This is a genomic window from Halomonas ramblicola (genome assembly GCF_030409215.1).
In the GTDB taxonomy this organism is placed as follows: domain Bacteria; phylum Pseudomonadota; class Gammaproteobacteria; order Pseudomonadales; family Halomonadaceae; genus Halomonas; species Halomonas ramblicola.
Window position 1 is genome coordinate 150967 of the sequence record NZ_JAUFPL010000027.1, and the last position, 24853, is coordinate 175819.

23 protein-coding genes are annotated in these 24853 nt (G+C 66.0%); 4 read left to right on the forward strand and 19 right to left on the reverse strand.

The annotated features are described in order from the left end of the window. Positions 1 to 191 precede the first annotated feature (191 nt). From QWY80_RS10875 to QWY80_RS10915, 9 genes are all read right to left on the reverse strand, one after another. Positions 192 to 980 (reverse strand): aldolase/citrate lyase family protein, encoded by a 789-nt coding sequence (locus tag QWY80_RS10875; protein WP_290231295.1) that lies wholly within the window; start codon positions 978 to 980, stop codon positions 192 to 194. A 13-nt stretch (positions 981 to 993) separates the two neighbouring features. After that, complete coding sequence (locus tag QWY80_RS10880; RefSeq protein ID WP_290231297.1) at positions 994 to 3114, reverse strand: acetate--CoA ligase family protein; 2121 nt, start codon at positions 3112 to 3114, stop codon at positions 994 to 996. Further along, complete coding sequence (locus QWY80_RS10885; protein ID WP_290231300.1) at positions 3111 to 4277, reverse strand: acyl-CoA dehydrogenase family protein; 1167 nt, start codon at positions 4275 to 4277, stop codon at positions 3111 to 3113. Before QWY80_RS10885 ends, QWY80_RS10880 begins: the two co-directional genes overlap by 4 nt. 63 nt (positions 4278 to 4340) lie before the next feature. Next, a complete protein-coding gene (locus tag QWY80_RS10890) occupies positions 4341 to 5357 on the reverse strand; it encodes an aromatic ring-hydroxylating dioxygenase subunit alpha (RefSeq protein WP_290231303.1) in 1017 nt (338 codons plus the stop codon). 19 nt (positions 5358 to 5376) lie between these two features. Continuing rightward, positions 5377 to 6813 (reverse strand): aldehyde dehydrogenase family protein, encoded by a 1437-nt coding sequence (locus QWY80_RS10895; protein ID WP_290231305.1) that lies wholly within the window; start codon positions 6811 to 6813, stop codon positions 5377 to 5379. Between the two features lie 26 nt (positions 6814 to 6839). Further along, on the reverse strand, positions 6840 to 7733 hold the full coding sequence (locus tag QWY80_RS10900; RefSeq protein WP_290231308.1) for a fumarylacetoacetate hydrolase family protein: 894 nt from the start codon (positions 7731 to 7733) through the stop codon (positions 6840 to 6842). Next, complete coding sequence (locus tag QWY80_RS10905) at positions 7730 to 8596, reverse strand: DODA-type extradiol aromatic ring-opening family dioxygenase (RefSeq protein WP_290231310.1); 867 nt, start codon at positions 8594 to 8596, stop codon at positions 7730 to 7732. Before QWY80_RS10905 ends, QWY80_RS10900 begins: the two co-directional genes overlap by 4 nt. 15 nt (positions 8597 to 8611) lie before the next feature. Further along, positions 8612 to 10084, reverse strand: a complete 1473-nt coding sequence (locus QWY80_RS10910; protein WP_290231312.1) for an aldehyde dehydrogenase — start codon at positions 10082 to 10084, stop codon at positions 8612 to 8614. A gap of 16 nt (positions 10085 to 10100) precedes the next feature. Further along, a complete protein-coding gene (locus QWY80_RS10915) occupies positions 10101 to 10898 on the reverse strand; it encodes a 2-keto-4-pentenoate hydratase (protein WP_290231314.1) in 798 nt (265 codons plus the stop codon). A gap of 226 nt (positions 10899 to 11124) precedes the next feature. Here QWY80_RS10915 and QWY80_RS10920 point away from each other — a divergent pair, with 226 nt between their 5' ends. Continuing rightward, positions 11125 to 12069, forward strand: coding sequence for a LysR family transcriptional regulator (locus QWY80_RS10920; protein ID WP_290231317.1), 945 nt, complete (start codon positions 11125 to 11127; stop codon positions 12067 to 12069). A 144-nt stretch (positions 12070 to 12213) separates the two neighbouring features. Here the strand turns inward: QWY80_RS10920 and QWY80_RS10925 are convergent, their stop codons facing one another. Then, positions 12214 to 13011 (reverse strand): helix-turn-helix domain-containing protein, encoded by a 798-nt coding sequence (locus tag QWY80_RS10925; RefSeq protein WP_290231319.1) that lies wholly within the window; start codon positions 13009 to 13011, stop codon positions 12214 to 12216. A 131-nt stretch (positions 13012 to 13142) separates the two neighbouring features. Between QWY80_RS10925 and QWY80_RS10930 the strand changes: the two genes are divergently transcribed. Then, positions 13143 to 14723: a sulfatase-like hydrolase/transferase gene (locus QWY80_RS10930; RefSeq protein WP_290231321.1), complete on the forward strand. Its 1581-nt coding sequence runs from the start codon at positions 13143 to 13145 to the stop codon at positions 14721 to 14723. Between the two features lie 166 nt (positions 14724 to 14889). Here QWY80_RS10930 and pcaQ read toward each other — a convergent pair whose 3' ends face one another. The 9 genes from pcaQ to QWY80_RS10975 form a co-directional block, all read right to left on the reverse strand. After that, positions 14890 to 16092 (reverse strand): pca operon transcription factor PcaQ, encoded by a 1203-nt coding sequence (pcaQ, locus tag QWY80_RS10935; protein WP_290231323.1) that lies wholly within the window; start codon positions 16090 to 16092, stop codon positions 14890 to 14892. Next, complete coding sequence (locus tag QWY80_RS10940) at positions 16093 to 16368, reverse strand: hypothetical protein (protein WP_290231326.1); 276 nt, start codon at positions 16366 to 16368, stop codon at positions 16093 to 16095. A 117-nt stretch (positions 16369 to 16485) separates the two neighbouring features. Then, entirely contained in the window at positions 16486 to 17571 is a 1086-nt protein-coding gene (locus QWY80_RS10945; RefSeq protein WP_290231328.1) for a hypothetical protein, read from the reverse strand. Between the two features lie 92 nt (positions 17572 to 17663). After that, positions 17664 to 18074: a type VII toxin-antitoxin system HepT family RNase toxin gene (gene hepT / locus QWY80_RS10950; protein ID WP_290231330.1), complete on the reverse strand. Its 411-nt coding sequence runs from the start codon at positions 18072 to 18074 to the stop codon at positions 17664 to 17666. After that, a complete protein-coding gene (gene mntA / locus QWY80_RS10955; protein WP_290231332.1) occupies positions 18064 to 18474 on the reverse strand; it encodes a type VII toxin-antitoxin system MntA family adenylyltransferase antitoxin in 411 nt (136 codons plus the stop codon). The genes hepT and mntA overlap by 11 nt, the downstream gene beginning before the upstream one ends. Before the next feature lie 182 nt (positions 18475 to 18656). After that, positions 18657 to 19841 (reverse strand): alpha/beta fold hydrolase, encoded by a 1185-nt coding sequence (locus QWY80_RS10960; protein ID WP_290231334.1) that lies wholly within the window; start codon positions 19839 to 19841, stop codon positions 18657 to 18659. An 11-nt stretch (positions 19842 to 19852) separates the two neighbouring features. Then, positions 19853 to 21055 (reverse strand): 3-oxoadipyl-CoA thiolase, encoded by a 1203-nt coding sequence (pcaF, locus tag QWY80_RS10965; RefSeq protein WP_290231336.1) that lies wholly within the window; start codon positions 21053 to 21055, stop codon positions 19853 to 19855. Positions 21056 to 21073: 18 nt separating this feature from the next. Continuing rightward, positions 21074 to 21847 (reverse strand): CoA-transferase subunit beta, encoded by a 774-nt coding sequence (locus QWY80_RS10970; RefSeq protein WP_290231338.1) that lies wholly within the window; start codon positions 21845 to 21847, stop codon positions 21074 to 21076. Further along, positions 21847 to 22677: a CoA transferase subunit A gene (locus QWY80_RS10975; protein WP_290231340.1), complete on the reverse strand. Its 831-nt coding sequence runs from the start codon at positions 22675 to 22677 to the stop codon at positions 21847 to 21849. The genes QWY80_RS10970 and QWY80_RS10975 overlap by 1 nt, the downstream gene beginning before the upstream one ends. A gap of 332 nt (positions 22678 to 23009) precedes the next feature. Here QWY80_RS10975 and QWY80_RS10980 point away from each other — a divergent pair, with 332 nt between their 5' ends. Both QWY80_RS10980 and QWY80_RS10985 read left to right on the forward strand, forming a co-directional pair. Beyond that, entirely contained in the window at positions 23010 to 23798 is a 789-nt protein-coding gene (locus tag QWY80_RS10980) for an IclR family transcriptional regulator domain-containing protein (RefSeq protein WP_290231342.1), read from the forward strand. A 92-nt stretch (positions 23799 to 23890) separates the two neighbouring features. Then, entirely contained in the window at positions 23891 to 24844 is a 954-nt protein-coding gene (locus QWY80_RS10985) for an AEC family transporter (RefSeq protein ID WP_290231344.1), read from the forward strand. Positions 24845 to 24853: the final 9 nt, after the last annotated feature.

Sequence of the window (24853 nt, forward strand, 5' to 3'; positions counted from 1 at the left end):
AGAAAGAGTTGCAAAACATGCTCGAATACTCACTCTACTTCTCCATCTTGTTATGGTTGAACTGGCGTTTCAGAGTGTTTGGAGCCCACCCGGAAGGCGGCTGTTTTACCCTTTTTCTACTCTTCGCTCGATTACAACACCGGGCTATTAATCGGTCTAACGACATTTTACGATAGGTTGTTCGCCTCTTCTTATGAGTCGGCAGGCAAGGCATGCTCACGGAACGACGCGACGACGTGTTCGCTGGACCGCGCCAGCATGACGATGTCTACCCCCACGGCAGTGAACACCGAGCCTGCCTCGGCGTAGCGCCGAGCCAGTTCGAGATCCACGGACAGGACACCGGGGGCCTTGCCGACCGCGGCGATGCGCTGTAGGGCGTCCTCCACAGCGGCAACCACCTCCGGGTGCCCCGGCTGTCCCGCATATCCCAGGTCAGCCGCAAGGTCGGCGGGCCCCACAAACAAGGCATCGATGCCCTCCACCGCGGCGATTTCCTCTAGGCAGTCCAGCGCACCGCGGGTCTCGATCTGGGCTACCAGGCACAGTTCCTGTTCACAACGTCCGATGTAATCGCCGACTCGCCCAAAGCGGCTGGCCCGGACGGCACCGCTCGCCATGCCGCGCACTCCGCGCGGGGCATAGCGAGTCCAGCGCACGATCTGGGCGGCCTCCTCGGCGCTTTGCACATAAGGGAGAAGCAGGTTAGTGGCTCCGATATCCAGCAACTGCTTGATCAGCGCCTTGTCGTTCCACAGTGGCCGCACCACCGGGGCCACCGGGTAGGCAGCCAGGGTCTGCAGCATGGCCAGGGTCTTGTCGATGGTCAGCGGGGAGTGCTCGCCGTCGATCAGCAGCCAGTCGGCACCGCTGCCCGCCACCACCTCGGCGGCGTAGGCATCCGCCAGGGACAGCCACAGCCCGGTCTGGGGGCGGCCCTCCAGAAGAGCCTGTTTGAAAGGATTGACGGGGGTTTGCATCTGGGGCCTCCACTTAGGGACGGGGTTTGGGCTTGATAAGGGCATCTGCCGCACGGACGCCCTCGCCGACCGAGCGTACGAACACGGGGTTGAGATCGAGTTCGGCGAATTCGGTGACGCAGTCCATTGCCATGGCCGAGACCCGCACCAGCAGGTCCGCCAAGGCAGCCACGTCGGCCTTGGGTCGTCCGCGGGCGCCGTCGAGGATGGCGAAGCCCTTGAGCTCACGAATCATTCGCTGGGCCTCGGCGGGGGTGACCGGCGCCAGGCGAAAGCTGACGTCACGTGTGACTTCTGCGAACACGCCGCCGAAGCCGACCATCACCGCCGGGCCGAACAGGGGATCGTTGATGGCGCCGACGATGAGTTCGGTGCCCCCGGCGAGCATCTCCTGCACCAGCACGCCATCCAGTACCGCCTCGGGTGCATAGCGGGCGGCGTTGCACATGATCTCGTCAAATACCACGCCCACCGCCTCGGCATCAGCAACGCCGATCCGTACGCCGCCGGCCTCGGTCTTGTGCGGGATCTGCGATGACTGAATTTTCATGGCTACGGGCAAGCCGATCTCCGCGGCCAGTTGCTCCGCCTCCTCGCGGGTGGTCGCCAGCCATTCGCGGGTCACCGGGATCTCGTACTGGGCCAGCAGCCGCTTGGAGTCGAATTCGGTGAGGTCATGCTGCCGTCCGGCCAACACTTCCTGCGCCGCCGGCCGGTGCAGCCGCAGGGGCTGCTCGTCCGCGTCCTGGCTCAGCCGCTGCTTGGCCTTGGCGTACTCCCACAGCGCGCCGGCACCACGGGCGCAGCGCACCGGCGAGCCGTAGCGGGGAATCTGGGCATCGTCCAGGATCCGGTAGGCTTCCGCGTTGGCGCACTCATCCGCGTTCCAGGCGACGAGGATGGGGATCTGGCGCTGCTCGGAGATGCGCACCACCTCGCGCGCCAGCTCGGCGGCCTGGGCCCCGCTGGCGGCGGCGAGAGCCAGGGCGATCATGTCGACGTTCGGATCATCCGCCAGTCGCTCCAGCGTCGCCTTGAGCAGCTGCGCATCGGTAAGCAGGGCGGCAGTGACGTCCAGCGGATTGGCCACGGCGGCGAAATCGGGCAGTGCCTCTTTTAGCGCTGCCACAGTCTGCGGCGCCAGCTCGGGCAGGGTAAGATCGGCCTCGGCGGCCCGATCGGCCATGGCGATGCCCGCACCGCCGGAGATCGTCACTACCGCCATGCGGTTGCCCTTAGGAATCCGCCCAGGCAACAGCGCCTTGGCGCAGTCGGCCAGGTCGCCGACGTCGTTGGCTTCGACGATGCCGACCTGCTTAAAGGCGGCCCGGTATAGCGCCATCGCCCCCCCCAGGTTGGCCGTATGCGAAGCCGCCGCCTTGGCGCCGGCCTCGGAGGTGCCGACTTTCCAGACGACGATGGGCTTGCCGGCGCGCAGTGCCCGAGTGCCGATTTCCACCAGCCGGTGGGCATCCTGGAAGCCTTCCACGTAGCCGGCGATCACCCGGGTTTCCGGGTCGTCGATCAGAGCCTCGAAGATATCCAGCGTGGTGGTCACCGACTCGTTACCGGTGGAGAGATAACGCCGGAAGCCCAGGCCTTCCTCACTGGCCAGCATCAGGATGGAGTTGCCGAAGGCGCCGCTTTGCGAGGTCAGGCTCACCCCGCCCTTAGGGAAGCTCATCGCGTAGGGGGCGCCAAAGCCGACATGGATAGCGTCGGCGATGTTCATATAGCCCTGGCAGTTGGGCCCGAGGATCTGCATGCCGTAGCGGCGGGCGATTTCGGTCACCTCGCGCTGGGCGGCACGGCCTTCCTCACCAGCCTCGGCAAACCCCGAGGAGAGGATCACGGCAAACGGCGTGCCCCTCTCTCCCAGAGCCCGCACGGCCTCGGGCACCCGCTTGGCGGCCACGGCGATCACCGCCACGTCAGGCGCCTCGGGCAAGGAGTCGATGTCCGGGTAACAGCGGTAACCTGCCACTTCCTGGTAACGCGGGTTCACCGGATAGATCTGCCCGGCGTAGCCCTTGGCCTTCAAGTGAGCGATGGGCTGCCCGTTGATGGCGGCGAGATTCTGCGAGGCGCCTATGACCGCCACCGAGCGGGGATTGAATAGTTGTTCGATGTTCATTGGCCCTGCGCCTCCGCTTCTTTCAGGGTGAGCTTGGCGATGTTGAGCTGATGAATCTGACTGGTGCCCTCGTAGAGCCGGAACAGCCGTACGTCCCGATACCAGCGCTCGATGGAGGCGTAGTCCGCCACATAGCCGTAGCCGCCGAACATTTGCACGGCCCGGTCAGCCACGCGACCGCACATCTCGGTCGCGTAGTATTTGCACATGGAGGCGTCCAGGGCGACGTCCTCGCCCCGATCGCGGCGCCGGGCGGTCTCCAGGATCATCGAACGGGCCGCGAAAATCTCGGTGCGGCAGTCGGCGATCATCGCCTGTACCAACTGGAAGTTCGCCACCGGTTGGCCGAATTGCACCCGCTTGCTGGTGAAGGCGATGGTCTCGTTCAGCATGCGCATGGCCGGACCCGTGGACAGGGCCGCCAGATGGATGCGCTGCTTGTTCAGGGTCTTCATGACGGTCTTGAAGCCCAGGCCCTCCTCGCCGCCGATGAGGTTGGCCACCGGCACCCGACAGTCCTCGAAATACACCTCCCCCACCGGCGAGCCGGCCTGCCCCATCTTGCGGTAGGCGGGTCCGGTGGATAGCCCCGGCGTGTCGCGCTCGACGATGAAGGCGGACAGCCCCTTGTGGCCCTTGCTATCCGGATCGGTACGGGCCAGCACGGTGAACAGGCCGGCGATGGGGGCGTTGGTGATAAAGCACTTCTTGCCGTTGAGGATGTAATGATCCCCTTCGCGGCGAGCGCTGGTCTGAATGTTGGTGGCCTCGGACCCGGCCTCCGGCTCGGTGACGGCGAGCGCCCCGGTGAGTTCGCCGCTGGCCAGGCGTGGCAGGAAACGGCGCTTCTGTTCCTCGGTGCCGTCAGCGACGATGGCCTCGGAGCCGATACCGGTGTTGGTGCCCACCCTGGCGCGAAAGGCCACCGAACACTGGGATAGCTCCAGGGCGCCCAGGATCAGTTCCTCGGTGGTTAGCCCCGCGCCGCCATATTCCTCGGGGATGCTCCAGCCGAACATGCCCCGCTCGCGCATCTCCTGCACCAGTTCCTCGGGAACCTCATCGGCCGCGGCTACCCGCTCCTCAAAGGGGATGGCACGTTCCCGCACCCAGCGGCGGGTGTCGGCGAGCAGTTGCTCGAGCTTGTCGGGGTCGCGAATCATGTCAAAAATCTCCAAATCGGGGATCGTGTAACAGGTTAGAAAATCTCCAAAACACACCGGCTATCAGCTTTTCGCGCTGTCCTCGGCCACCCTTTGTTCGACCAGGCGACGGAACTGAATCAGTGCCTGATCGGCCACCGTCGCCACCGGCGCGAAGTCGCCCTGCTCGCGCAGGGCCCGGTACTGCGCCTCGATAATGAGGCGATCCTCTTCGAAGGCAGTGACCAGTCCCTCATAGATGGCTTCGGTGACCGCGGGGTCGGCCAGCGCGAAGTCGCGCGTGCCCATGAAAAAGTAGTGAGCGGTGTGGGGCGTCTCGGGAGTGACTGCTTGGCAGGTGTACTGCATCAGCGGCTCACCGCCGTCGGTCGGCTCGGTGCAGAACTCCATCAGCAGGACACCCGGCAAAAGAAAGTCGTAACTGAACCAGCGGTTGACCGTGCCCCGGACGGACGTGAAACGGGTGATGTTGGGCGCAGGCGGCACGCCTTCCACGCGCCGCTCAATGCGCAATCCGTGGGGCAAGGGCGTGACCTGTGGTCGGGTGCCGGCGATGGCTTCGGAGCCGCCCAGGGTGCCTTCGTGAACGTAGGACAGGTGCGAAAAGTCCAGCAGATTGTCGTTGATCAGTTCCGCCGGCGCCTGATAGTGATAGTAGCCGGGCCGATACGGCCAGCGCTCGGCATCCAGCCAGGGCGTGTGCGGAATGTCCGCCTCGCGGGCGCGCTCCGGCTCGCCCATCCACACCCACAGCCACTGGCCGCGCTGGACCAGCGGGTAGGCCCGCACCCGAGCCTTGCGCGGCACCTGGTCCTGACCGGGCATCTCAATGCAGTGGCCGCTTTGGTCAAACTTCAAGCCGTGATACATGCACTGCAGTCTGCCGTCGACGCAGCGTCCCATGGACAAGGGGGCGCCCCGATGGCAGCAGCGATCCGCCAGGGCCACCGGGTGCCCCTGCCCGTCGCACCACAACACCAGCGGCTCGCCGAGGATGGTGCGGCCCAGCGGCCCCTCATCCAGCTCATGGCTCCAGGCGGCCACGTACCAGCAGTTGCGGGGAAATTCGGCTTTCAGCATCGGTGGTTTTCCTCGGATCCTACAGCGGCCGGCCGTAGGCGGTCTTCACCGTGGTATAGAACTCCTGGGCGTAGCGGCCCTGCTCGCGGGGCCCGTAGCTGGAGCCCTTGCTGCCGCCGAAGGGCACGTGATACTCGAAGCCGGCCGTGGGCAGGTTCACCATCACCAGGCCTGCCTGGCTGTGCCGCTTGAAGTGGCTGGCGTATTTTTGGGAGGTGGTGCAAATCGAGGAGGCCAGGCCGAACTCGGTGGCGTTGGCCACTGCCAGGGCCTCATCAAAATCGCGCACCCGGATCACCGAGGCCACGGGTCCGAAGATTTCCTCACGGTTGATGCGCATGTCGTTGTGAGTGCCGGTGAACAGCGCTGGCGCCAGGAAGTAGCCACGGGTCTCTCTCTGCAGCTGTTCGCCGCCGGTCAGCTCCGCGCCTTCTTCACGGCCGAGCTCGATGTAGCTCAGATCCTGCTGAAGTTGCTCCTCGGACACTACCGGGCCGATCATCGTGTCGGGGTCCAGGGCGTGGCCCACCCGCAACTGCGCCATGCGCGTCTTTAGGGCATCGACAAAGCGATCATGGATCCCATCGGTAACGATCAACCGCGAGGACGCTGTACAGCGCTGGCCGGTGAAGAAGAAGGCGCCGTCCACCGCCGCCTCCACGGCCACGTCCAGGTCGGCATCGTCCAGCACCACCAGCGGGTTCTTGCCACCCATCTCCAGTTGCACCTTCTTGCCGGTGGCGAGCGCCTGGGCGGCGATGCGCCGCCCCACGCCCTGGGAGCCGGTGAAGCTGATCCCGTTGACCTGCAGCGAGGCCAGCAGGGCCTCGCCCACCACCCGGCCCTTGCCCATGACCAGATTGAACACCCCGGCCGGCAAGCCAGCCTCGTGGATGATCTTTGCCATCTCCCAACTGGTACCCGGCACCAGCTCCGGCGGCTTGAACACCACGCAGTTGCCGTAGGCCAGGGCCGGCGCCAGCTTCCACACCGGAATGCCGATGGGGAAGTTCCAGGGCGTGATCAGGCCCACCACACCCAGGGGTTCACGGGTGACCTCAATCTCCACTCCCGGGCGCAACGAGTTGATGCGCTCGCCGGGGATTCGCAGGGTCTCGCCGGCGAAGAATTTGAAGGTATAGGCGGCCCGCTCCACTTCGAAGGTGGCCGCGGCCAGGGTTTTGCCCTGCTCCCGAGCCAGGGTCCGGCCAAGATGATCCCTGGCCGCCAGCAGCGCGCCGCCGATGCGGTCCAGCACCTCGAAGCGGAACTGCGGCGTGCTCGCCGCCCACGCCGGAAAGGCCTCGGCGGCGGCATCGATGGCCTGATTCGTCTGCACGGTATCGGCCAGGCAATACTCCCCCACCACGTCGTCCAAGTCCGAGGGATTGCGGTTAACCACCACCTCGTCGGACCCGACCCATTCGCCGGCTATGTAATTACGGTGCTGTTCCACGACTCCTCCTGTTAGCTGGATGGGGCTCAGACGGGGTGATGCGTGCGTGCGCGCAGCGACGCCGGAAGGCGCTCATCATTGCCCAGGGAGACTCGCCGTACCTCGTCGCTGCTGGTGGGAGAATGGCCAACCTCGGCACGCGGAGCAGGCGCCGCCACTACGGTATTGCTCAGGCGGCCCAGGCCGGTGACCTCTACTTCGATGCGATCACCCACCTCCAGCGGCCGTGAATTAGCGGGTGTGGCGGTGAGAATCAGATCCCCCGGCAGCAGGGTGATATGACGGGCAAGATCCGCCAGCACATAGTCGAAGCCCCAGAGCATCTCCTCTGCCAGCACGCCCTCCTGCACCACCTCGCCGTTGCGGTAAGTACGTAGAGTCTGCTCGCGAATGTCGATGCCGGAGACCAGGCCCGGACCGACCGGGCAGTAGCCGTCGTGCCCCTTGACGCGCAGCATCGAGCCAGCATCGGTATCGCGCATATCCTGGAGCCCCATGTCCAGGGCGCAGGTGAAGCCGGCGATTTGATCCCAGGCCTCCTCTGGCAGGATATTGCGGGTCACCCGCCCCACCACCATGCCGATCTCACCTTCGTAGTTGAGGTACTGATAGCCGTCAGGACGAACGATCTCGCCGCCATGGGCATTCAGGGTGGTCGGCGGTTTCATGAAGTAGTTCGGAGTGCCATAGCCGCCGTCTTCCACCCGCTTGCCACGCAGCTCGTAGTAACGTGAGGCATAGTTCAAATGCATGCAGATGATCTTGCTGGGCTGGCAAGGCGGCAGATGGGTCACCTGATCCAGCTCAATGACGCGTCCATCGGCCAACTGGATGCCCCCTTCGACCGGGGCGCCCCAGTACTCGGCACCGTTGTGCAGCACACGTCGCAGCTCACGGCGCGGTCCCTTCAGAACGCTCATTGTTCTTCTCCCAAATTGAACCAGATGTGGATGTTGGCCGTGCCCAGTGCGCTCTCGTACTCGGACAACGCTGTGCCCGGCGCATGGCACTCTCGCCCCCCCAAGGCGCCGACCAGCTGCATATAGTGCCCAGCCAGCCCCTCGTAGGCGGCCGCCCGCAGCTCCGGATAGCGGTCGATGACGGCAGCGTGATCACCGCGCTCCCAGGCCGCCATCACCTCGTGATCCAGCTCCACGTGGCGCGGATCGCTCATGTTGTCGGGATGCCAGAAACGCGGGTTGCGAGGCTTGAAGTCCAAGTCGGTCATGCGATGGCTGAGCGCCCCGGAGGCCAGGATCACTGCTCGGCTGTCGCTGCGGCGTATCGCCTCCCCCAGCACCGCACCCATCTCGAGGAAGTGGTGGGCCTTGGCGTTCTGGCAGATACCCACCCGCAGGATGCGCTCGCCGCGCCACAACGGCTCGAGCAGATTGACGGTGGGGTATTCCGGGTGGATATGCGGATTCTCAGCATTATAGAACGGGACCTGCCGCTCTTCGGCGACCCGACCGATCTCCTTCGCCAGCTCCGGCGCCCCGTCGTAGTCGAACGGCATGTCATACAGAATCCAGGGCATTTCATCCGAGGTGTAAGTACCCTGGTAGTGTTCGCCGCCGGCCACCACGTGCTTAGCGGTGGTAAACCAGTGAGTATCGATGATGATCAAGGTGTCCGGAGCGACGGCATCCAGACGCGCACGTACTCGCTGATAGCCTTCCAGCAGGTCGGAATCCCGACCATTACCCATTTCCACCCGGATTTCCTTGGGGCGGAATAGTCCCGGATGGTGAGAAACGATGGCGGCGCCTACGATGTTACCCATGTTGTTAACCTCCTCTTAACCGCCGGCGAAGACCGGGCGATATGGTGTATGCGGCATCATCACGTCTTTGATGTCGCAGAAAAATTCAAAGCTCCACTGGCCGCCCTCGCGGCCGATGCCGGAGTCGCGGATGCCACCGAAGGGGGCATTCAGGTCGCGCAGGAAGAAGGAGTTGACCCAGACCATGCCGGTGCGCAGTCGGTCGGCAACGGCCTTGGCCCGCTCATCCTCGCCGAACACCACGCCTGCCAGGCCGTATCGAGTACCATTGGCCAGCTCCACCGCTTCGTCGTCGTTGCCGAAGGTCTGGACCACCAGTACCGGCCCGAACACCTCGTTCTGGACGATCTCCGACTCCTGGTCGACGCTGCCCAACAAGGTAGGCTGGTAGTACAGATCGCCGGCCTGGTGAGCGGAACCGCCCCATAGCACTTCAGCGCCGTCGGCCACTGCCCGCTGTACAAAGCCGTCTACCTGAGCGAACTGGCGCGGATGGATGATGGGGCCGATTTCGGTGGCCGGGTCCCGCGGATCGCCCACTCGCAGGCGTTCCACAACGGCATGCATTCGATCGAGGAACTCACCGGCCACCGACTCGTCGACCAGCAGCCGGGTCCCCGCCAGACAGACCTGACCAGCATTGCGGTACTGCAGGGCGGCGGTTTCGGCAGCCACCTGCAGGTCGGCGTCGGCCAGCACGATGAACGGGGACTTGCCCCCCAGTTCGAAGCTCGCCGGCACCAGGTTAGCGCCGGCGGACTGGCTGATCTGCTTGGCCGTGGGCACCGAGCCAGTGAAGGAAATACGCGCCAGGCGCGGATCGGCCACCAGCCGGGCACCCGTCTCTGCACCGATTCCCTGGACGATGTTGAGGACGCCCTTGGGCAGACCGGCGGCGTCGGCGATATCGCCGAACATGGAGCAGGTCAGTGGCGCCCACTCCGGCGGCTTGACTACCACCGCATTACCCGCCGCCAGTGCCGGGCCTAGCTTCCAGGTCGTCAACATCATGGGCGAGTTCCACGGGGTGATCAGCAGGGCCACCCCCGCCGGCTCGTGACGTACGTCGTGGTGCGCCTTCTCGCCGTCAAAGGCCATCGAGGCCAGGCGCACCGCTTCATCGGCGAAGTACTCGATGTTTTGTGCACAGCGCTCGATCTGATGGCCACGCAAGCGGGCCAACAACATGCCGTTGTCTTCGCACTCCACCCGAGCCAGCTTCTCGCCCCAGGCGCGGATCTCGGCCGCGAAGCGTCGTAGATGGGTGCGACGCCCCTCTGGTCCCAGGGCGGCCCAGGCCGGAAAGGCTTCGTCGGCGGCCGTCACCGCGGCATCACAGTGCTCGGGAAGCCCTGCCGCAATCTCACCAATGACGTGGCCGTCGATGGGACAGTGGTCGGTGAAGGTCTGGCTGGAGGCTACTCGCTGTCCACCGATGTAGTGATGGGGCGAGACATGGATGCCGTCGATCTCGATGGTATGGTTCATTGCTACTCCTGCAGTCCTATGCGAATGCCAGGGCAATGCTGCCCAGTTGCCCGTAATCCACGTGAAAAATGTCGCCGGCCGCGAGCGGTACAGGCCGGGTAAACGAGCCCGCGAGCACCACGTGACCAGGTTCCAGGGCCGTGTCGAAGGTAGCCAGACGGTTAGCCAGCCAAGCGACGCCGGCGGCTGGATGACCCAGCACGGCCGAGGACACGCCGCTTTCCTCGATCACGGCATTGCGATACAGCACGGCGGCAACCCAGCGCAGGTCGACCTCGGTGGGCGGTACCGGCCGTCCCCCCAGCACCACGGCACCGCAGGCGGAGTTGTCGGCGATGGTGTCGACCACCGTGCGCGGGGTTTCCGTGCGGCTATCAATGATTTCCAGCGCCGGCTGGACAAAGTCCGTGGCCATCAACACGTCGGCGATGGTAACGTCCGGCCCGCGCAGCGGCCGGCCGAGCACGAAGGCCAGTTCCACCTCGATGCGGGGCACCAGGAAGCGGTCGACGGCGATGGGGCGGTCAGTGCCGAGAATGGACTCGTCGAGCAAGTGGCCGAAGTCGGGCTCGTCGATGCCCACGCTCTCCTGCATCACGCGAGAGGTCAGGCCGACCTTGTGGCCCCGGATGCGACCGCCGGCGGCGAGCTTTGCGTCGACGACCTGGCGCTGGATGGCATAGGCATCGGCGATGCTCATGCCAGGGAAACTGTCGGACAAGCGAGGGATAGGGCGGCAGTCGCGCTCCGCAGCGAGCAACAGGTCGACAGCCTTTTGATGATCAGCATTTGCAAGCACGTATGTCTCCTCCATGTCTCACTCGCACGGTAGGGAGTGCTCGCTTATCGATCAATCTGCATTTTCCTATCGGTTATTCGGTTTTTGTGAAAAATTCACCTGCATCGCCTGGAGCCGCAACAGTTACTGCGGCATGGAACTTCTCCGAGGAGCTTCTTCGATGCGCGGTCAGCCAATGCCTTGCACTGTAGAAAGCACGGACTTATCATAAAAACCATAATATTATGGAGTTTTATAAGTTATGTCGAATAATGTCACCTTGCGGCAGCTCCGAGCATTCTGCGCGGTTGCAGATGCTGGCAGTTTTACCGAAGCGGCCAAGCGGTTGCACCTGTCCCAGGCGGCGCTGAGCGGTCTCATCAAGGAGCTCGAGTCGCAAATGGATGTGCGGCTGATCAATCGGAGCACACGTATGGTCAGCCTTACCACAGTGGGTGAGGCATTTTCCCCTCTGGCAGAGCGGGTGCTGGACGATCTCGATGATGCCTTGGCCAACATCAAGAACCTGACAGAGATGCGCCGCGGCATCGTGCGTTTTGCCACGCCGGAAGTGCTTTCCTGCACCTTGATACCGGAGTTGATCCTCGCCTACGGCGAAACGTATCCCGACATTGAGGTCCGATTCACGGATGTCCCCATCGAAGACGTCTTTACGCGATTAGCCAACGGGGAAATCGACGTGGGGATAGCCCCTTACAGCGACAATGATTCACGCTTCGACTCCGAGGTCCTGATGGAGAGCCGGTTCTGGGCAGCATTGCGCCCGGACGATCCATTGGCGGCTAAGTCACGGGTCTCCTGGAAAGACATCCAGGACCGTACGTTCATCACCTTCTTGCGTAACTTTACGGAGCGAGTGCTGCGGCGCGTTCCGGCCGATGCTCATCCACACGAGATCCACCATGTCCGGCGTATCAATACCGCCTTGTCGATGCTCCGGGCCCAAGGAGGTGTCACCGTCTGCCCCGCCTTCGCGCGATCGCTCGTACAGGGCTTTGGATTGGTGTTTCGGCCACTAGAAGGCCCCGAGATTTATCGGAAGACCGCGATTTTCACACGCGCGGGAATCGCCTTATCGCCTGCCGCCGAGAGTTTTGTTCAGTTTACCCAAAACTTTGCAGGTGGATGGCTGGAGATGGTAGAAGCAGAGGATGCCGGCGAGGCCCATGGCACGAAGTCCCATTAGGGAAGCACTGAGCAATTCTATGCGGGGCTGTGAAAGAGCCAAGTGCAGTCAGATCATCGCAACCGCTAATTGCTCAACCGGTTAACTCACACGGCCTGAAAAATTTATAAACACCCTATAACGTCAAATCGATAACTCGCTCCCTCAGTATAGCCCTTGGGCCTCGAAGATCTTCCCCAGTTCCTCGGTGGCCACCTTCAGGCGCCGGTAGAAGGTTTGCTCCACCTCCTGGTCGGCATAGGCCTCCTGGATCCACACCACGTTCAGCGCTGCCTGGATATCACCCATCACCATCACCGGCACCGCGATGGCGCGGAACTCCTCGTCGCGGTAGGCAGGCAGTACCCAGCTCCCGGGCTCGCGTCGGCCGTAGCCGCAGGCCCTGACCTCGGCCACCAGGGCCGTGACATAGGCCTCGTCGGCTGCCAGTCGCCCTTCTTCTCCGGGTTGGCGCTGCAACGTCTCGAGAATATGGGCGCGTCGCCGATCGTCGCTGAAGGCCAGGAAGCAGCGCCCCATGGCCGAGCGGAGGATGCTGGGCTTGTAGCCGACGATCTCGCGATTGACGGTCATGGGGCTGCGGCGGCGCGAGGTCTCGATGATCGCCATGCCCTCGCCGTCATAGACGGCGATATCCGAGGGCCAGAGCAGATCCTGCTGCAGGGCATCGAGCACCGGCGCCGAGACCTGGGCGATCACATCGTAGACGCTGACCCCGTAGCCCAGTTCCTGCAGGACATAGGCGAGGCGGTAGCGCTTGTCGCCCATGCCGCGGTAGACCCAGCGGGCCGCCTCCAGGGTGGCGAGGACGCGCAGGATGGTGGCACGATCGATGCCGGTGGCCCGGTGCAGTTCCTCCAGGGTGGGGGGCTGCGGCGCCCGCTGGATCGCCTCGACCACCTCCAGCCCCCGGGCCAGGGCACGAATCTGCTTGACCATCATGACCTCCAAGCTTTTACCAGGTGAAAGTTTCCGATTGCCGGGGAAGGCCCGTCAATGGATAAGTGAGGCATGCCACGCCAGCCGAGCCATGGCCAGGCCCCTTACCATCACCTAAAGACCGGGAACCCCCAATGAGCCGTCACCCCAACCTGCTGTTCACCATGGCCGATCAGCTGCGCGCCGATTACCTCGGCTGCAACGGCCATCCCACCCTCCGGACGCCGCACATCGATGCCCTGGCCCAGCGAGGCGTCAACTTCACCCGCGCCTACTGCCAGGCTCCGGTGTGCGGCCCCTCGCGGATGTCCTTCTACACCGGCCGCTATGCCGCCAGCCACGGTGCCAGCTACAACAGCGTGCCGCTGCGAGTCGACGAACGCACCCTGGGCGACTACCTGCGGCCCCACGGCTACCGCGTCGGCCTGGTGGGCAAGACCCATATGAAGCGCGACGACGAGGGCATGGCGCGCCTGGGCCTCGACCCCGACTCCTCGCGCGGCGTGCTGGTCAGCGAGTGCGGCTTCGAACCCTATGCGCGTGACGACGGCCTGCACCCCGACCAGCTCGCCAACCCCGACCTGCCCTACAATCGCTACCTGCGCGACCAGGGCTACGAAGGCGACAACCCCTGGCACAGCGCCGCCAATTCGGCGGTGGGCAGCGACGGTGAGCTCCTGAGTGGCTGGTATATGCGTCACTGCCATCTACCGGCTCGGGTCGAGGAGGCGCACTCCGAGACCGCCTACACCACGAACCGCGCCATGGACTTCATCGAGGCGGCCGGCGACCAACCCTGGTGCCTGCACCTCAGCTACATCAAGCCCCACTGGCCCTATATGGCGCCGGCGCCATATCACGCCATGTACGGCCCCGAGGACATCCTGCCGGCAGTGCGCAGCGACGCCGAGCGCGAGCGCCCGCATCCGGTGGTCGAGGCCTTCATGGGCCACGGCGAGTCAGTCGAGTTCTCCCGCGATGAGGTGCGTGAGCGGGTGATCCCCGCCTACATGGGTCTGGTCACCCAGCTCGATGACCATATCGGCCGGCTGGTCGACTTCCTCGAGGACAAGGGGCTGCGCGACGACACCGTGATCGTGGTGACCTCGGACCACGGCGACTACCTGGGCGATCATTGGCTGGGCGAGAAGGAGCTGTTCCACGAGCCCAGCGCACGGATTCCGCTGCTCGTGGTGGACCCGCACCGTTCGGCCGACGTCAGCCGCGGCACCCGCGACGAGCGCCTGGTCGAGGCCATCGACCTGGTGCCCACCTTCGTCGACCTGGCCGGCGGCGACAGCGGCGCGCTGGACCATGTGCTGGAGGGACGCTCGCTGGCCCCGCTGGTGCGTGGGGAGACGGTCGGCGACTGGCGGCGCTACGCTTTCAGCGAGGCCGACTACGCCTGGCGCCCGGCAAGGAAGGAGTTGGGATTGGCCCCGGACGAGGCGCGGGCCTTTATGGTCACCGACGGGCGCTGGAAGTACGTGCACTACGCGAACCACCCGCCGCAGCTGTTCGACCTGGCGACGGATCCCGGCGAGCTCGAGGACCTGGCCCATCGCGACGACTGCCGGACGGTGCGCGGCGAGCTAGATGCCGCGCTGAACCGCTGGTTCCAGGCGCGCCGTCTGCGTACCACCATCGGCAACGCCGAGGTGGAGCGCCGCACCGGCATGGCTCATAAGCGCGGCTTTCTCTTTGGCGTCTGGTAAGACTCATCGGCGGCTCCGGCCGTCGGCCTTTTTCTTCCGGTCAGCAAGGGCGTCCATCGGTGCCTTGCCCCCTACCTCCGCCGCAGCGCCGCCCTCACCGCCTCCGACACCGGCCGCCCCCGCATCCGATGCGGGTCTTCGGGATGCCGTCCCGCCATGGCGCGGATCACCGTGGCCTCCACGGCCAGGGGCCTCCCCGCGATGCAGGAGATGCTCCACGTCGAAGCTGCTGTTGCGGAACTCGGCGATCCGCGCCTCGATGCGCACCTCGTCGCCGTAGCGGCAGGGGCCAGGAAACGGCTGCACAGCTCGACCACCGGGTAGCCGATGGCGACGAACGCTGCCTGCAGGGTCGCCAGGTCGAAGCCGGCCCGAGTGAACTGTGGCGCCTCGCCACAGGCTGCCAATTAACGTCTCGCCCTACCCCCATAACCGCTGGGTTATGTCCTATTCGCCCCTGCCGCGACTTCTCGCAGCAGCTCGCAGAAGGCCTCCAGGGCCAGGGAGGGCTGCAAGCTGGATTGGTGCATAACCCCACCGACCCGCCCTGGCGCTCCAGCGGCAGGGCGAGCTCGCACAGCTCGCCGCGGGCCAGGGCATCGGCCACCGCCTCCTCGGGGGCGACCCAGATGGCGTCGCTGCCCAGGGTATGGCCGCGACTGAGCGGCAGGGAGAGGGTTTCCAGCAGGCGTGGCGGCAGGGTCAAGGCGTGGCGTACGCAGAAGCTGTCGACCTGCTGGCGCAGGGTGGTCTGGGGCGGCGGCAGCACCCAGGGATGGGCGGTCAGCGCCTCGGGCGGCAAGGGATCGACGCCGGCCAGGGGATGGCCGGCGCGTACCAGCAGCAGCAGCCGCTCGTAGTAGATGTGCTCGAAGGCCAGGTCCTGGATCTCGCGGGCCTCGGTCATGCGCCCCACCACCAGGTCCAGCTCGCCGCGGCGCAGCCGCGAGAGCAGGAAGGCGCTGGGGCCGGTGACCACGTTGATCCCCACCTCGCCATGCGTCGAGCCCTCGGCGTGCCAGCGGCGCAGCGCCTCGGGCAGTAGCCGGCTCTCCACGGTGGAGAGTGCTCCCACCCGCAGCCAGCGCGTGCCCCGATGGGCATCGTCCAGCGCGCCCACGCCCTCCTCCAGGGCGCGCAACGCCGGCCCGGCGTGACGCAGCAGGGTGAGCCCCGCCTGGGTCAGGGCCACGCCCTGGGGCGTGCGTTCGAACAGGCCGGTGCCGAGGGTCTCCTCGAGCTCGCGGATGGTCTTGGACATGCCCGGCTGGGTGATCGCCAGGCGCTCGGCGGCCCGGGCGAAGCTGCGCTGGCGGGCCACCTCGAGGAAGGCCTGCAGATGGCGCAGCTTGATGCGGGCATTGAGCATTCAGGTCTCCTGCTGTCGTGAGGCGAGCAGCCGAGGGGTACACGCCATGGCCACCAGGCTGATCAACAGGGTCGGCAGGAAGGCCAGCGCCACGGTCCCCGAGAGGTCGTTGAGCCAGCCGCCGACCACGGTGATGGCGAAGACCAGAAGATAGCCGAAGAACAGCATGCCGGCCATCAGCCGCGGCAAGGCCTCCAGGCGCACCAGCCAGGCGGGCAGCGCCAGCACGAAGATGAACAGCGCGCTGGTGAAGAGGCCGACCCCCCGGCCGACCACACCACTGCCCCGCCGGGGAGCCAGAGCATCAGCGGCAGCGCCAGCAGGGCTGAAGTAGCCCCCATCTTTCGGACCACCTGACAGGTCATCTAAGCTCGGATCCGGTCATCGTCGGGTTCACGGCAACAGCCCAAGGCGCTGCAGCTGTTCGAGGAAACGTCCCTTGCGCCGATGTTCGGCCACTATCCTGTCCAGGCGCTCCTCGAAGGCGGCCTGCTCGCCGCGTTCGATGGCCAGCTCACGCAGGTCCGCAAGCAACCCGGCGGCCATCTCGTAGCCCTTGGGCTGCCGACGGCCGATCTGGCTCAGCGCTTCCTGCCAGGCTCGCTCGCCCAGCCTGGCCACCTGGGCCAATCGCTCCCGACGCTGCTTCGCCTCTGCCGCCGCCTGCTCCGCTTCCCGGCGAGCCTTCTCTGCCAGATAGGCCTGGCGATGTCGCTCGTGTGAGGCGTTGGCCTGTATCTTCAGTTCGGCCACGCTGCGCCGAGGCGGCTGATCCGCCTGACCATGCTGGCGAAGGCGGCGCTGCAGCTCGGCGGCCACACTGCCGTCACCCTCCAGCAGGCGTCGCAACAGCGCATCCTTTTCCTGCAAGGGAAGGGAGGCGACAAAGCCCTCGATCTCACTGCCGGCAGGCGCCTTCTCGCCGGACTCGGCAGCGGCCTCCACCAGCATGGGATCGAGCGCCATGAACTCGGCCAGCGCCCGCTGGCTGGGGGTCAGGGGGCCGATGCCCGGTAGCGGCTCCAGGGCCTCTTCGCGGATATAGCCGAGCTGCACGGCCCACAGCCAACAGAGGTAGAACAGCCGCAGGTCACCGGAGAGCAGCTCCTGGCGCAACCCCGCCAGCGCCCCCATCCAGCCACTTCCATCGTCGAACTCGTCCCATTCCGACTCTTCATCGGCTTCGGCATCAATGTCGATCAACCAACCTTCGGGAGTCTGACGGACCTCCAGCAGATCACACTCATTCAGCTGGAAGGCGTCCAGGTCCGTCAGGAAAAGGGCCGTCGTGGGCAGCCGAATCAGCAGGCGTTTCGATCCCCAGATCGCCACATAGACATGCAGGTCGAAGTAGCGCTGCAGCAGTCGGGTGGGGTCGGCCTTCAGGTTGCCCCACTCGTAGTGGTTGGTGAAGCTGGTGGACGAGATGCGTGCCCGGCTGGAAATCGCTCGCAGCGCCCGCTGGTCATCTGCGTTCAAGGGCCGGTCCACGGCCAGGAATTCGTAGTACTGGTATTCACTCATGGCGGGGAGGAAGGGCAGGTCAATCCATCATGTCTAGAAGTGGAGGATCATGCCAGTCGGATTACCTGGCTGGCGAAGTCGAGCAGGTCATCGGTATGTTTCTGGATGATGGCGATGACGATGGGCACCTGTACCGCCTGGTAGTCATGCACGGCGATATTACGAAAACCGGTCATCTGCTGCATGACCCTGGCCAGCTCAGGGGCGATCAGTTGAGCCTGGGCGAGCATCTCGAAGACGTTCCGTGAGCTTTGTGGCAACCCCAGTTGCCGCAGTCGGATCAGGCGATTGCCGGCATCGATGGCGGCCTCACAGGCACGCTGCAGGTTCAGGATGGCGGCATCCTGGCGTGTCTGGTCGACGTCGAAGGTGGCGGGGTCCTTGTCGTACTCTTCACGTGCGCGTGCCACGCAGCGCTCTATGGTGGCCGCCTTGTTGAGCAGGACTTCATCGGCCATGAACGGTGCCTCGCTGCTTGATGTCGGCAATCAGCTCACGCCGCTGAATCTGCAGGTCCCAGTATTCGCTCAACACGGCAAGCTCGAACTCGTCGGCGTCGCTACCCCGGCACCATAACCGCATCCCCTCGCTGATCACCTGGTACTGCATGACAGTCGTAGCACAGCGCAGGTCCATCAGATCGACATCGCGATCCAACCGGTTGGCCACCGCCCCCATCAGGGCCCAACGCCGCTCTGCCGACAGGGGGCTCGGCAGCAAGACGGCCAGGTCCACATCGCTGTGGCGATCCGCGCCTCCTGTCGCCTGGCTGCCGAACAGGTAGATGGCCTGCAAGCCGGGCAAGGCCTCGGTCAACAAGGTGACGCAGTGTTCCCGCTCAGACGTTGCCAGGCTCATGGTGGACTCCACCAGCAGGATGGAAACAGCACTCTACGAATCACCCGATCGACGGGCGATTTCGCAAGGGTACCACGTGCTCGCCTTCGAGAAACGGGCACTACCATCCTGCCGTGCCATCGAGAGGCGAGCGGCTGCACGCCTCCAGCCCGTCCTGGAGAGGGTGAAGACGAGATCGAGGCTCAGGCCTCGCCGTCGCCCCAGCCCAGTTGCTTGGCCAGCGCGAAGGCATGGTTGGCCGCCGGTACGCCGCCGTAGATCGCCACGTGCATCAGCACCTGGCGCAGTTCCGCCTCGGTGAGGCCGATGCGCCTGGCCGTCTTGAGGTGCAGCTCGAGCTCCTCGCGGCCCAGGGCGGCCAGGATGCCGGTGGTGATCATGCTGCGCTCGCGCCGGGTCAGGTCGCCGTTGCTCCACAGCTCGCCCCAGGCCAGACGGGTGATCATCTGCTGGAAGGGGGCGTCCAGGGAGGTGGCGTTCTCGGTGGAGCGCGCCACGTGCGCCTCGCCCAGCACCTGCTTGCGGGTCTCGAGGCCGGTGGCGTAGTCCACGCCCTTGGCGCCCACATCGCCCAGGTCCTGCGCCAGCCACAGCAGCAGTCGCTTGGCCATCGCCTCGGGCGACTCCACCGAGGGCACATGGGCGAAGTTCTCGAGGATCTCCAGCGGCGCGCCGTCGCACTCGGCGGCCAGGGCCTGGAGCGTCTCGGGCGGGGTGGCCAGGTCCTCGCTGCCGCCCAGCAGACGTATCGTGACACCGCTGCCCCTCAGCTGGCCGCGGAAGTCGCTGCGCCCCAGCATCTCGCACAGCCGGGCATAGCTCTCGCCGTCGGTACGCGCCATCTGGGTGCGCCAACCGGTCTCCAGGGCCGGCTCCGCCGCGAGGCGCGTGGCGGAGAACCAGCGCGGCACGATCTCGCCGGAGATCTCGGCGAGGCCCTCGCTGCGCACCCGGCCGGCGCGGGTGGTCCACAGCTCGCTGGTGCCGATCACCGCCCCGGTGTTGGTCAGGGTGGCGGAGAGCAGCCGTTCGGCATGCTCGGCCAGCAGCTGCTGGCCCACCACCCCGCCGATGGAGGTGCCGACGAAGTGGAAGCGGCCGGCGCCGGCGCGATCGGCCAGGGCCAGGGCCTCGGCGGCCAGGGCCGCCGGCGTGATCTCGCCGCCGTCGGCCGGCCAGGCCTGGCTGGCGCCGTGGCCGGGCAGGTCCCAGGTCAGCACCCGGTAGCGGGGCAGCAGCGCCGGCAGGATGTCGTCCCAGACCGCCTGGGTCATGCCCAGCGGGTGTGCCAGCAGCACCAGCGGGTTGGCCTCGGCGCCCAGCAGGCGGTAGGCCACGCTGCGGCCGTCGATATCCAGAAATGCCATCTCAGCCTCCGTTAAACGCGTTCGATCAGCGTAGCGATGCCCTGCCCCACGCCGACACACATGGTGCACAGCGCGTAGCGCTTGCCGGTCTTCTGCAGCTCGTGGGCCGCGGTCATCAGCAGGCGGGCGCCGGACATGCCCAGCGGGTGGCCCAGGGCGATGGCGCCGCCGTTGGGATTGACCCGCGGGTCGTCGTCGGCGAGGCCCAGGTCGCGCATGCAGGCCAGGGCCTGGGCGGCGAAGGCCTCGTTGAGCTCGATGATATCGATCTCGTCCAGCGACACTCCGGTGCGCTCGAGCAGCCGGTTGACCGCCGGCACCGGGCCATAGCCCATGATGCGCGGCTCGACGCCGGCGGTGGCCATGCCGAGGATCCTGGCCATGGGCGTGAGGCCGTGCTGCTCCACCGCGGCCCGGCTAGCCACCAGCATGGCGGCGGCGCCGTCGTTGACCCCGGAGGCGTTGCCGGCAGTGACGCTGCCGCCCTCGCGGAAGGGCGTCGGCAGGCCGGCAAGCTTCTCCAGCGTCGTCTCGCGCAGGTGCTCGTCCTGATCGAAGACCAGCGGTTCCCGCTTGCGCCGCGGGATCTCGATGGCGGTGATCTCCTCGGCGAAGCGGCCGGATGCCTGGGCCGCCGCGGCCTTCTGCTGGGAGCGCAGGGCGAAGGCGTCCTGATCCCCCCGGGCGATCTTGAACCGCTCGGCGACGTTCTCGGCGGTCTCCGGCATGGAGTCGACGCCGTACATCTTCTTCATCAACGTGTTGATGAAGCGCCAACCGATGGTGGTGTCCTCGATCTGCTGGCCGCGGGAGAAGGCGCTGTCGGCCTTGCCCATCACATAGGGGGCGCGGGACATGGACTCCACGCCGCCGGCCAGCGCCAGCTCCATCTCGCCGGCCTTGATGGCGCGGAAGGCGGTGCCCACCGCGTCCATGCCGGAACCACAGAGACGGTTCAGCGTCGTGCCCGGCACCGAGGTCGGCAGGCCGGCCAGCAGCGCGGACATGCGCGCCACGCTGCGGTTGTCCTCGCCGGCCTGGTTGGCGCAGCCCATAAAGACATCCTCGATGGCCGCCGGATCGAGCCCAGGGGCCTCGGCCAGTACCGCCTTGAAGAGGCTGGCGGCCAGGTCGTCGGGGCGCACGCTCGAGAGGGTGCCGCCGAAGCGGCCGATGGCGCTGCGCCGCGGATGACAAAGGAATACGTCGGTCATGTGGCTCTCCTGTTCGGCTTACTGGCCGGCATGGGCGCGGGCGGTGCGCTCTTTCAGATCGCGCAGGATCGTGAGCTCCTTCTCGCTCGGCTCCGGGGTGCTCTCCAGGGTCTCGGCGAAGCGGATCTCCCAGCCGGTGGCCTCGATCACGTCCTCGCGGGTCACCCCGGGGTGCAGCGAGACCACGACCAGTTCCTTGGTCTCCGGGTCGGGCTTCATCACGCAGAGGTCGGTGATCACCCGGGTCGGGCCGCGACCGATATTGGGCACGCCGTCGCGGCCCTTGCCGTCGCGGCCGAAGCCCAGCGTGGTGACGAAGTCGACCTTGTCGACGAAGGCGCGCTTGGAGTGCTTGAGGGTGATGAAGACCTCACCGGCATTCGTGGCAATCTCGGGAGCGCCACCGCCCCCCGGCAGGCGCACCTTGGGCTCGCGGTAGTCGCCGATCAGGGTGGTGTTGAGGTTGCAGTAACGGTCGATCTGGGCGGTGCCCAGGAAGCCCACGTCGATCTTCCCGCCCTGCAGCCAGTAGCGGAACATCTCCGGCACCGCGACGGTGGTCAGGGCGGTCTCGGCCAGCTCGCCGTCGCCGATGGAGAGCGGCAGCACGTCCGGCCTGGTCTGCAGGGTGCCGGACTCGTAGATCAGAACCACGTCCGGGGCGTGGGTCAGGCGCGCCAGGTTGGCCGCCTCGGAAGGCAGGCCGATGCCGACGAAGCAGGTCATGCCGTTTTCCAGGGCGCGGGCGGCGGTGACGGTCATCATCTCCGCGGAGGTGTAGTCGAAGCTCATCAGGCGGTCCCCCCTGCATTCATGACGTTCTCTTCGATCCAGGCCGTGAAGGCGTCGCGATCGCGGGCGATGGCGTCCCACTCCTTGTAGAAGGCGTTGTTGCGCGGGTAGTAGCCATGGGCATAGGAGGGTAGCGATCCCTTCTCGGCCACGGCGATGGCGGTTATGGCCCAGCCCGGGATGATGCAGGCGTTGGGGTGGTAGTCCGGCTCGCTGCGCAGGTCCTCGACGATCTCCTCGACGGTGACGATGCTCTGCCTGGCCGCCAGCACCGCCTCCTTCTGCACCCCGACGATGCCCTCCACCAGCACATTACCGTCCCTGTCGGCCTTCTGGGCGTGGACGATGGAGACGTCCGGGCGCACCGAGGGCACCGCGGCCAGGCGCTCGCCGGTGAAGGGGCAGTCGATGAACTTGATCTGGTCGTTGACGCTCGGAAGCTCGCTGCCCACGTAGCCACGCAGCACCGCCAGCGGCAGGCCCGCCGCGCCGGCCTCGAAGGCGCAGGCCATGGCGGCGTGGCTGTGCTCGAGGATCTCGACCTTGTGGGGCCACCCTTTCTCCACGGCGTCGCGCAGACGGTGCAGCGAGCCCACCCCGGGGTTACCGCCCCAGGAGAAGATCACCTTCCTGGCACAGCCGGCGCCGATCAGCTGGTCGTAGACCAGGTCGGGGGTCATGCGGATCAGGGTCAGGTCGCGCTTGCCCTGGCGGATCACCTCGTGACCCGCGGCGAAGGGAATCAGGTGGGTGAAGCCCTCCATGGCCACGGTGGCGCCATCCTCGACGTAGCGCGCCACCGCGTCGTGCAGGCTCAGGAACTCGGCCATGGGATTTCCTCCTGGCGGTTGCTCTCTCGACATGTTCGAATAACGAACACTGATTTGTGATGCGAACAACTTACCCCTGTCGCTCCCACCCGTCAAATCCCGACGAGCGCGCACAAAAAAGGGGAGGCTAGGCCTCCCCTCGCGATCACATCATCCGAAACACCAAATTTTCAGTTGGTTACCTGCCCTTCAGCCAGGCGAAGACGGCGATCACCGGCCTACTGCCTACGACCAAGGTATAACAAAATTTCGCACACTTGTTCGAATAGCGGACAAAATGCTAGGGTAGAGGCCACGATGCCCGCTCCCGACGATAGCCAGATGGAACGACCATGACGCCCCCAGAGGAAGATGTTCTCAGCCCCGACGATCGGGACTTCGTCACCGCCCTGGCCAGTGGGCTGGAGGTGATCCAGGCCTTCGACGAGGCCCATCCGCGCATGACGCTGAGCGAGGTGGCCAGCCGCACCGGCATGAACCGCGCCCGCGCCCGGCGCTTCCTGTTGACCCTGCACGCCCTGGGGTATGTGCGCAAGCAGCAGCGCTACTTCGAGCTGGCCCCCAGGGTGCTGCAGCTTGGCTATGCATTTCTCTCCGCCAACAACTACCGTAGCGTGATCCAGCAGGTGCTGGAGGATATCACCGCCGAGTGCGGCGAATCCTCCTCCCTGGGGGTGCTGGACGGCGACGACGTGATCTACGTGGCGCGCTCCTCGGCACGCCACCGGCTGATGGCCATCACCCTCTCGGTGGGCACCCGGCTGCCCGCCGCGCACACCTCCATGGGCCGGGTACTGCTGGCCCAGCTACCCGACGCCGACCTCGACGCCTACCTGGCGCGGGTGGTGCTGGAGCGCCACACCGACAAGACCGTGACCGACAGGGCCGAGCTCAGGCAATGCCTCCTCGAGGTGCGCCAGCAGGGCTACGCCATCGCCGACCAGGAGCTCGACTCCGGCCTGCGCTCCCTGGCGGTGCCGGCCTTCGATGCCAATGGCCGCTTGCTCGGCGCCATCAACATCAGCACCAACGCCGCCCGGGTGGATCTCGACACCCTGATGAAGGAGTACCTGCCGCTGCTGCAGCAGAAGGCCCGCGAGATTCGCGCCACCGTCAGTTGAGCAGCCAGGCGGCCAGTGACGCCCGGAAGGCGCCCCCTCCGACAGTTCGCCCCAGGCGCCGATTCCCTCGCTGGAAGGTCAGGGAGACCGCTATGCTCGAGATACTCTCCATCACCACGCCGATCTTCCTGTTGATCGGCGCCGGCTATCTGGCCATGGGCATTCGCCTGGTCAACCGCGAGCAGATACAGGGCGTGGCCACCTTCGTGCTCTACTTCGCCCTGCCGGCACTGGTGATCCGGGCTTTGACCCAGAACCCCCTCGACGAGGTCCTCCAACCCCACTACCTGCTGGCCTACGGCCTGGGCTCGCTGGCGGTGTTCGCCCTCGCCCTGCTGCTGACCCTGGCCCTGCAGCGCAAGCCGCTCAGCGAGGGCGCCATGCACGCCCTGGGCATGTCCGCCTCCAACAGCGGCTTCATCGGCTATCCCCTGGCCGCCATGGTGCTCGGCTCCTCGCCGGCCGCCGTCATCATGGCCCTCAACTTCCTGATCGAGAACCTGCTGATCATCCCGGCGGCGTTGATCCTGGCCGAGGCGGGACGCCAGAGCGGCGCCGGTCTCGCCGCGGCCTCCCGGCAGACCCTCATGCGACTGGCCCGCAACCCCATTCTGGTCGGTCTGATGGTGGGCCTGGTACTGGCCCTGACCGAAACCGCTCTGCCCCGCCCCCTGGCGCAGGTCATCGACATGCTGGCCAACGCCGCCGGCCCGGCGGCACTCTTCGTGATCGGCGGTACCCTGTTCGGGTTGCAGGTACACGGCATGCTGAACGACGTCGGCCAGATCATCGTCGGCAAGCTGATCGGCCATCCCCTGGCAGTGCTCGGTTGCTTCCTGCTGATGCCGGCGATGGACCCGGTCCTGCTGGCCGGCGCCTTGCTGTTCGCCTGCGCGCCGATGATCAGCGTCTACCCCCTGCTCGGCCAGCGCTACGGCATGGCCGGCGTCGGTGCCGCCGCCCTGATGGTCGGCACCCTGACCGCTTTCGTGACCCTCAGCCTGGTCATCGGCTTGATGCAGCGCCACGGCCTGCTGACCGGCTAAGGAGGCGAC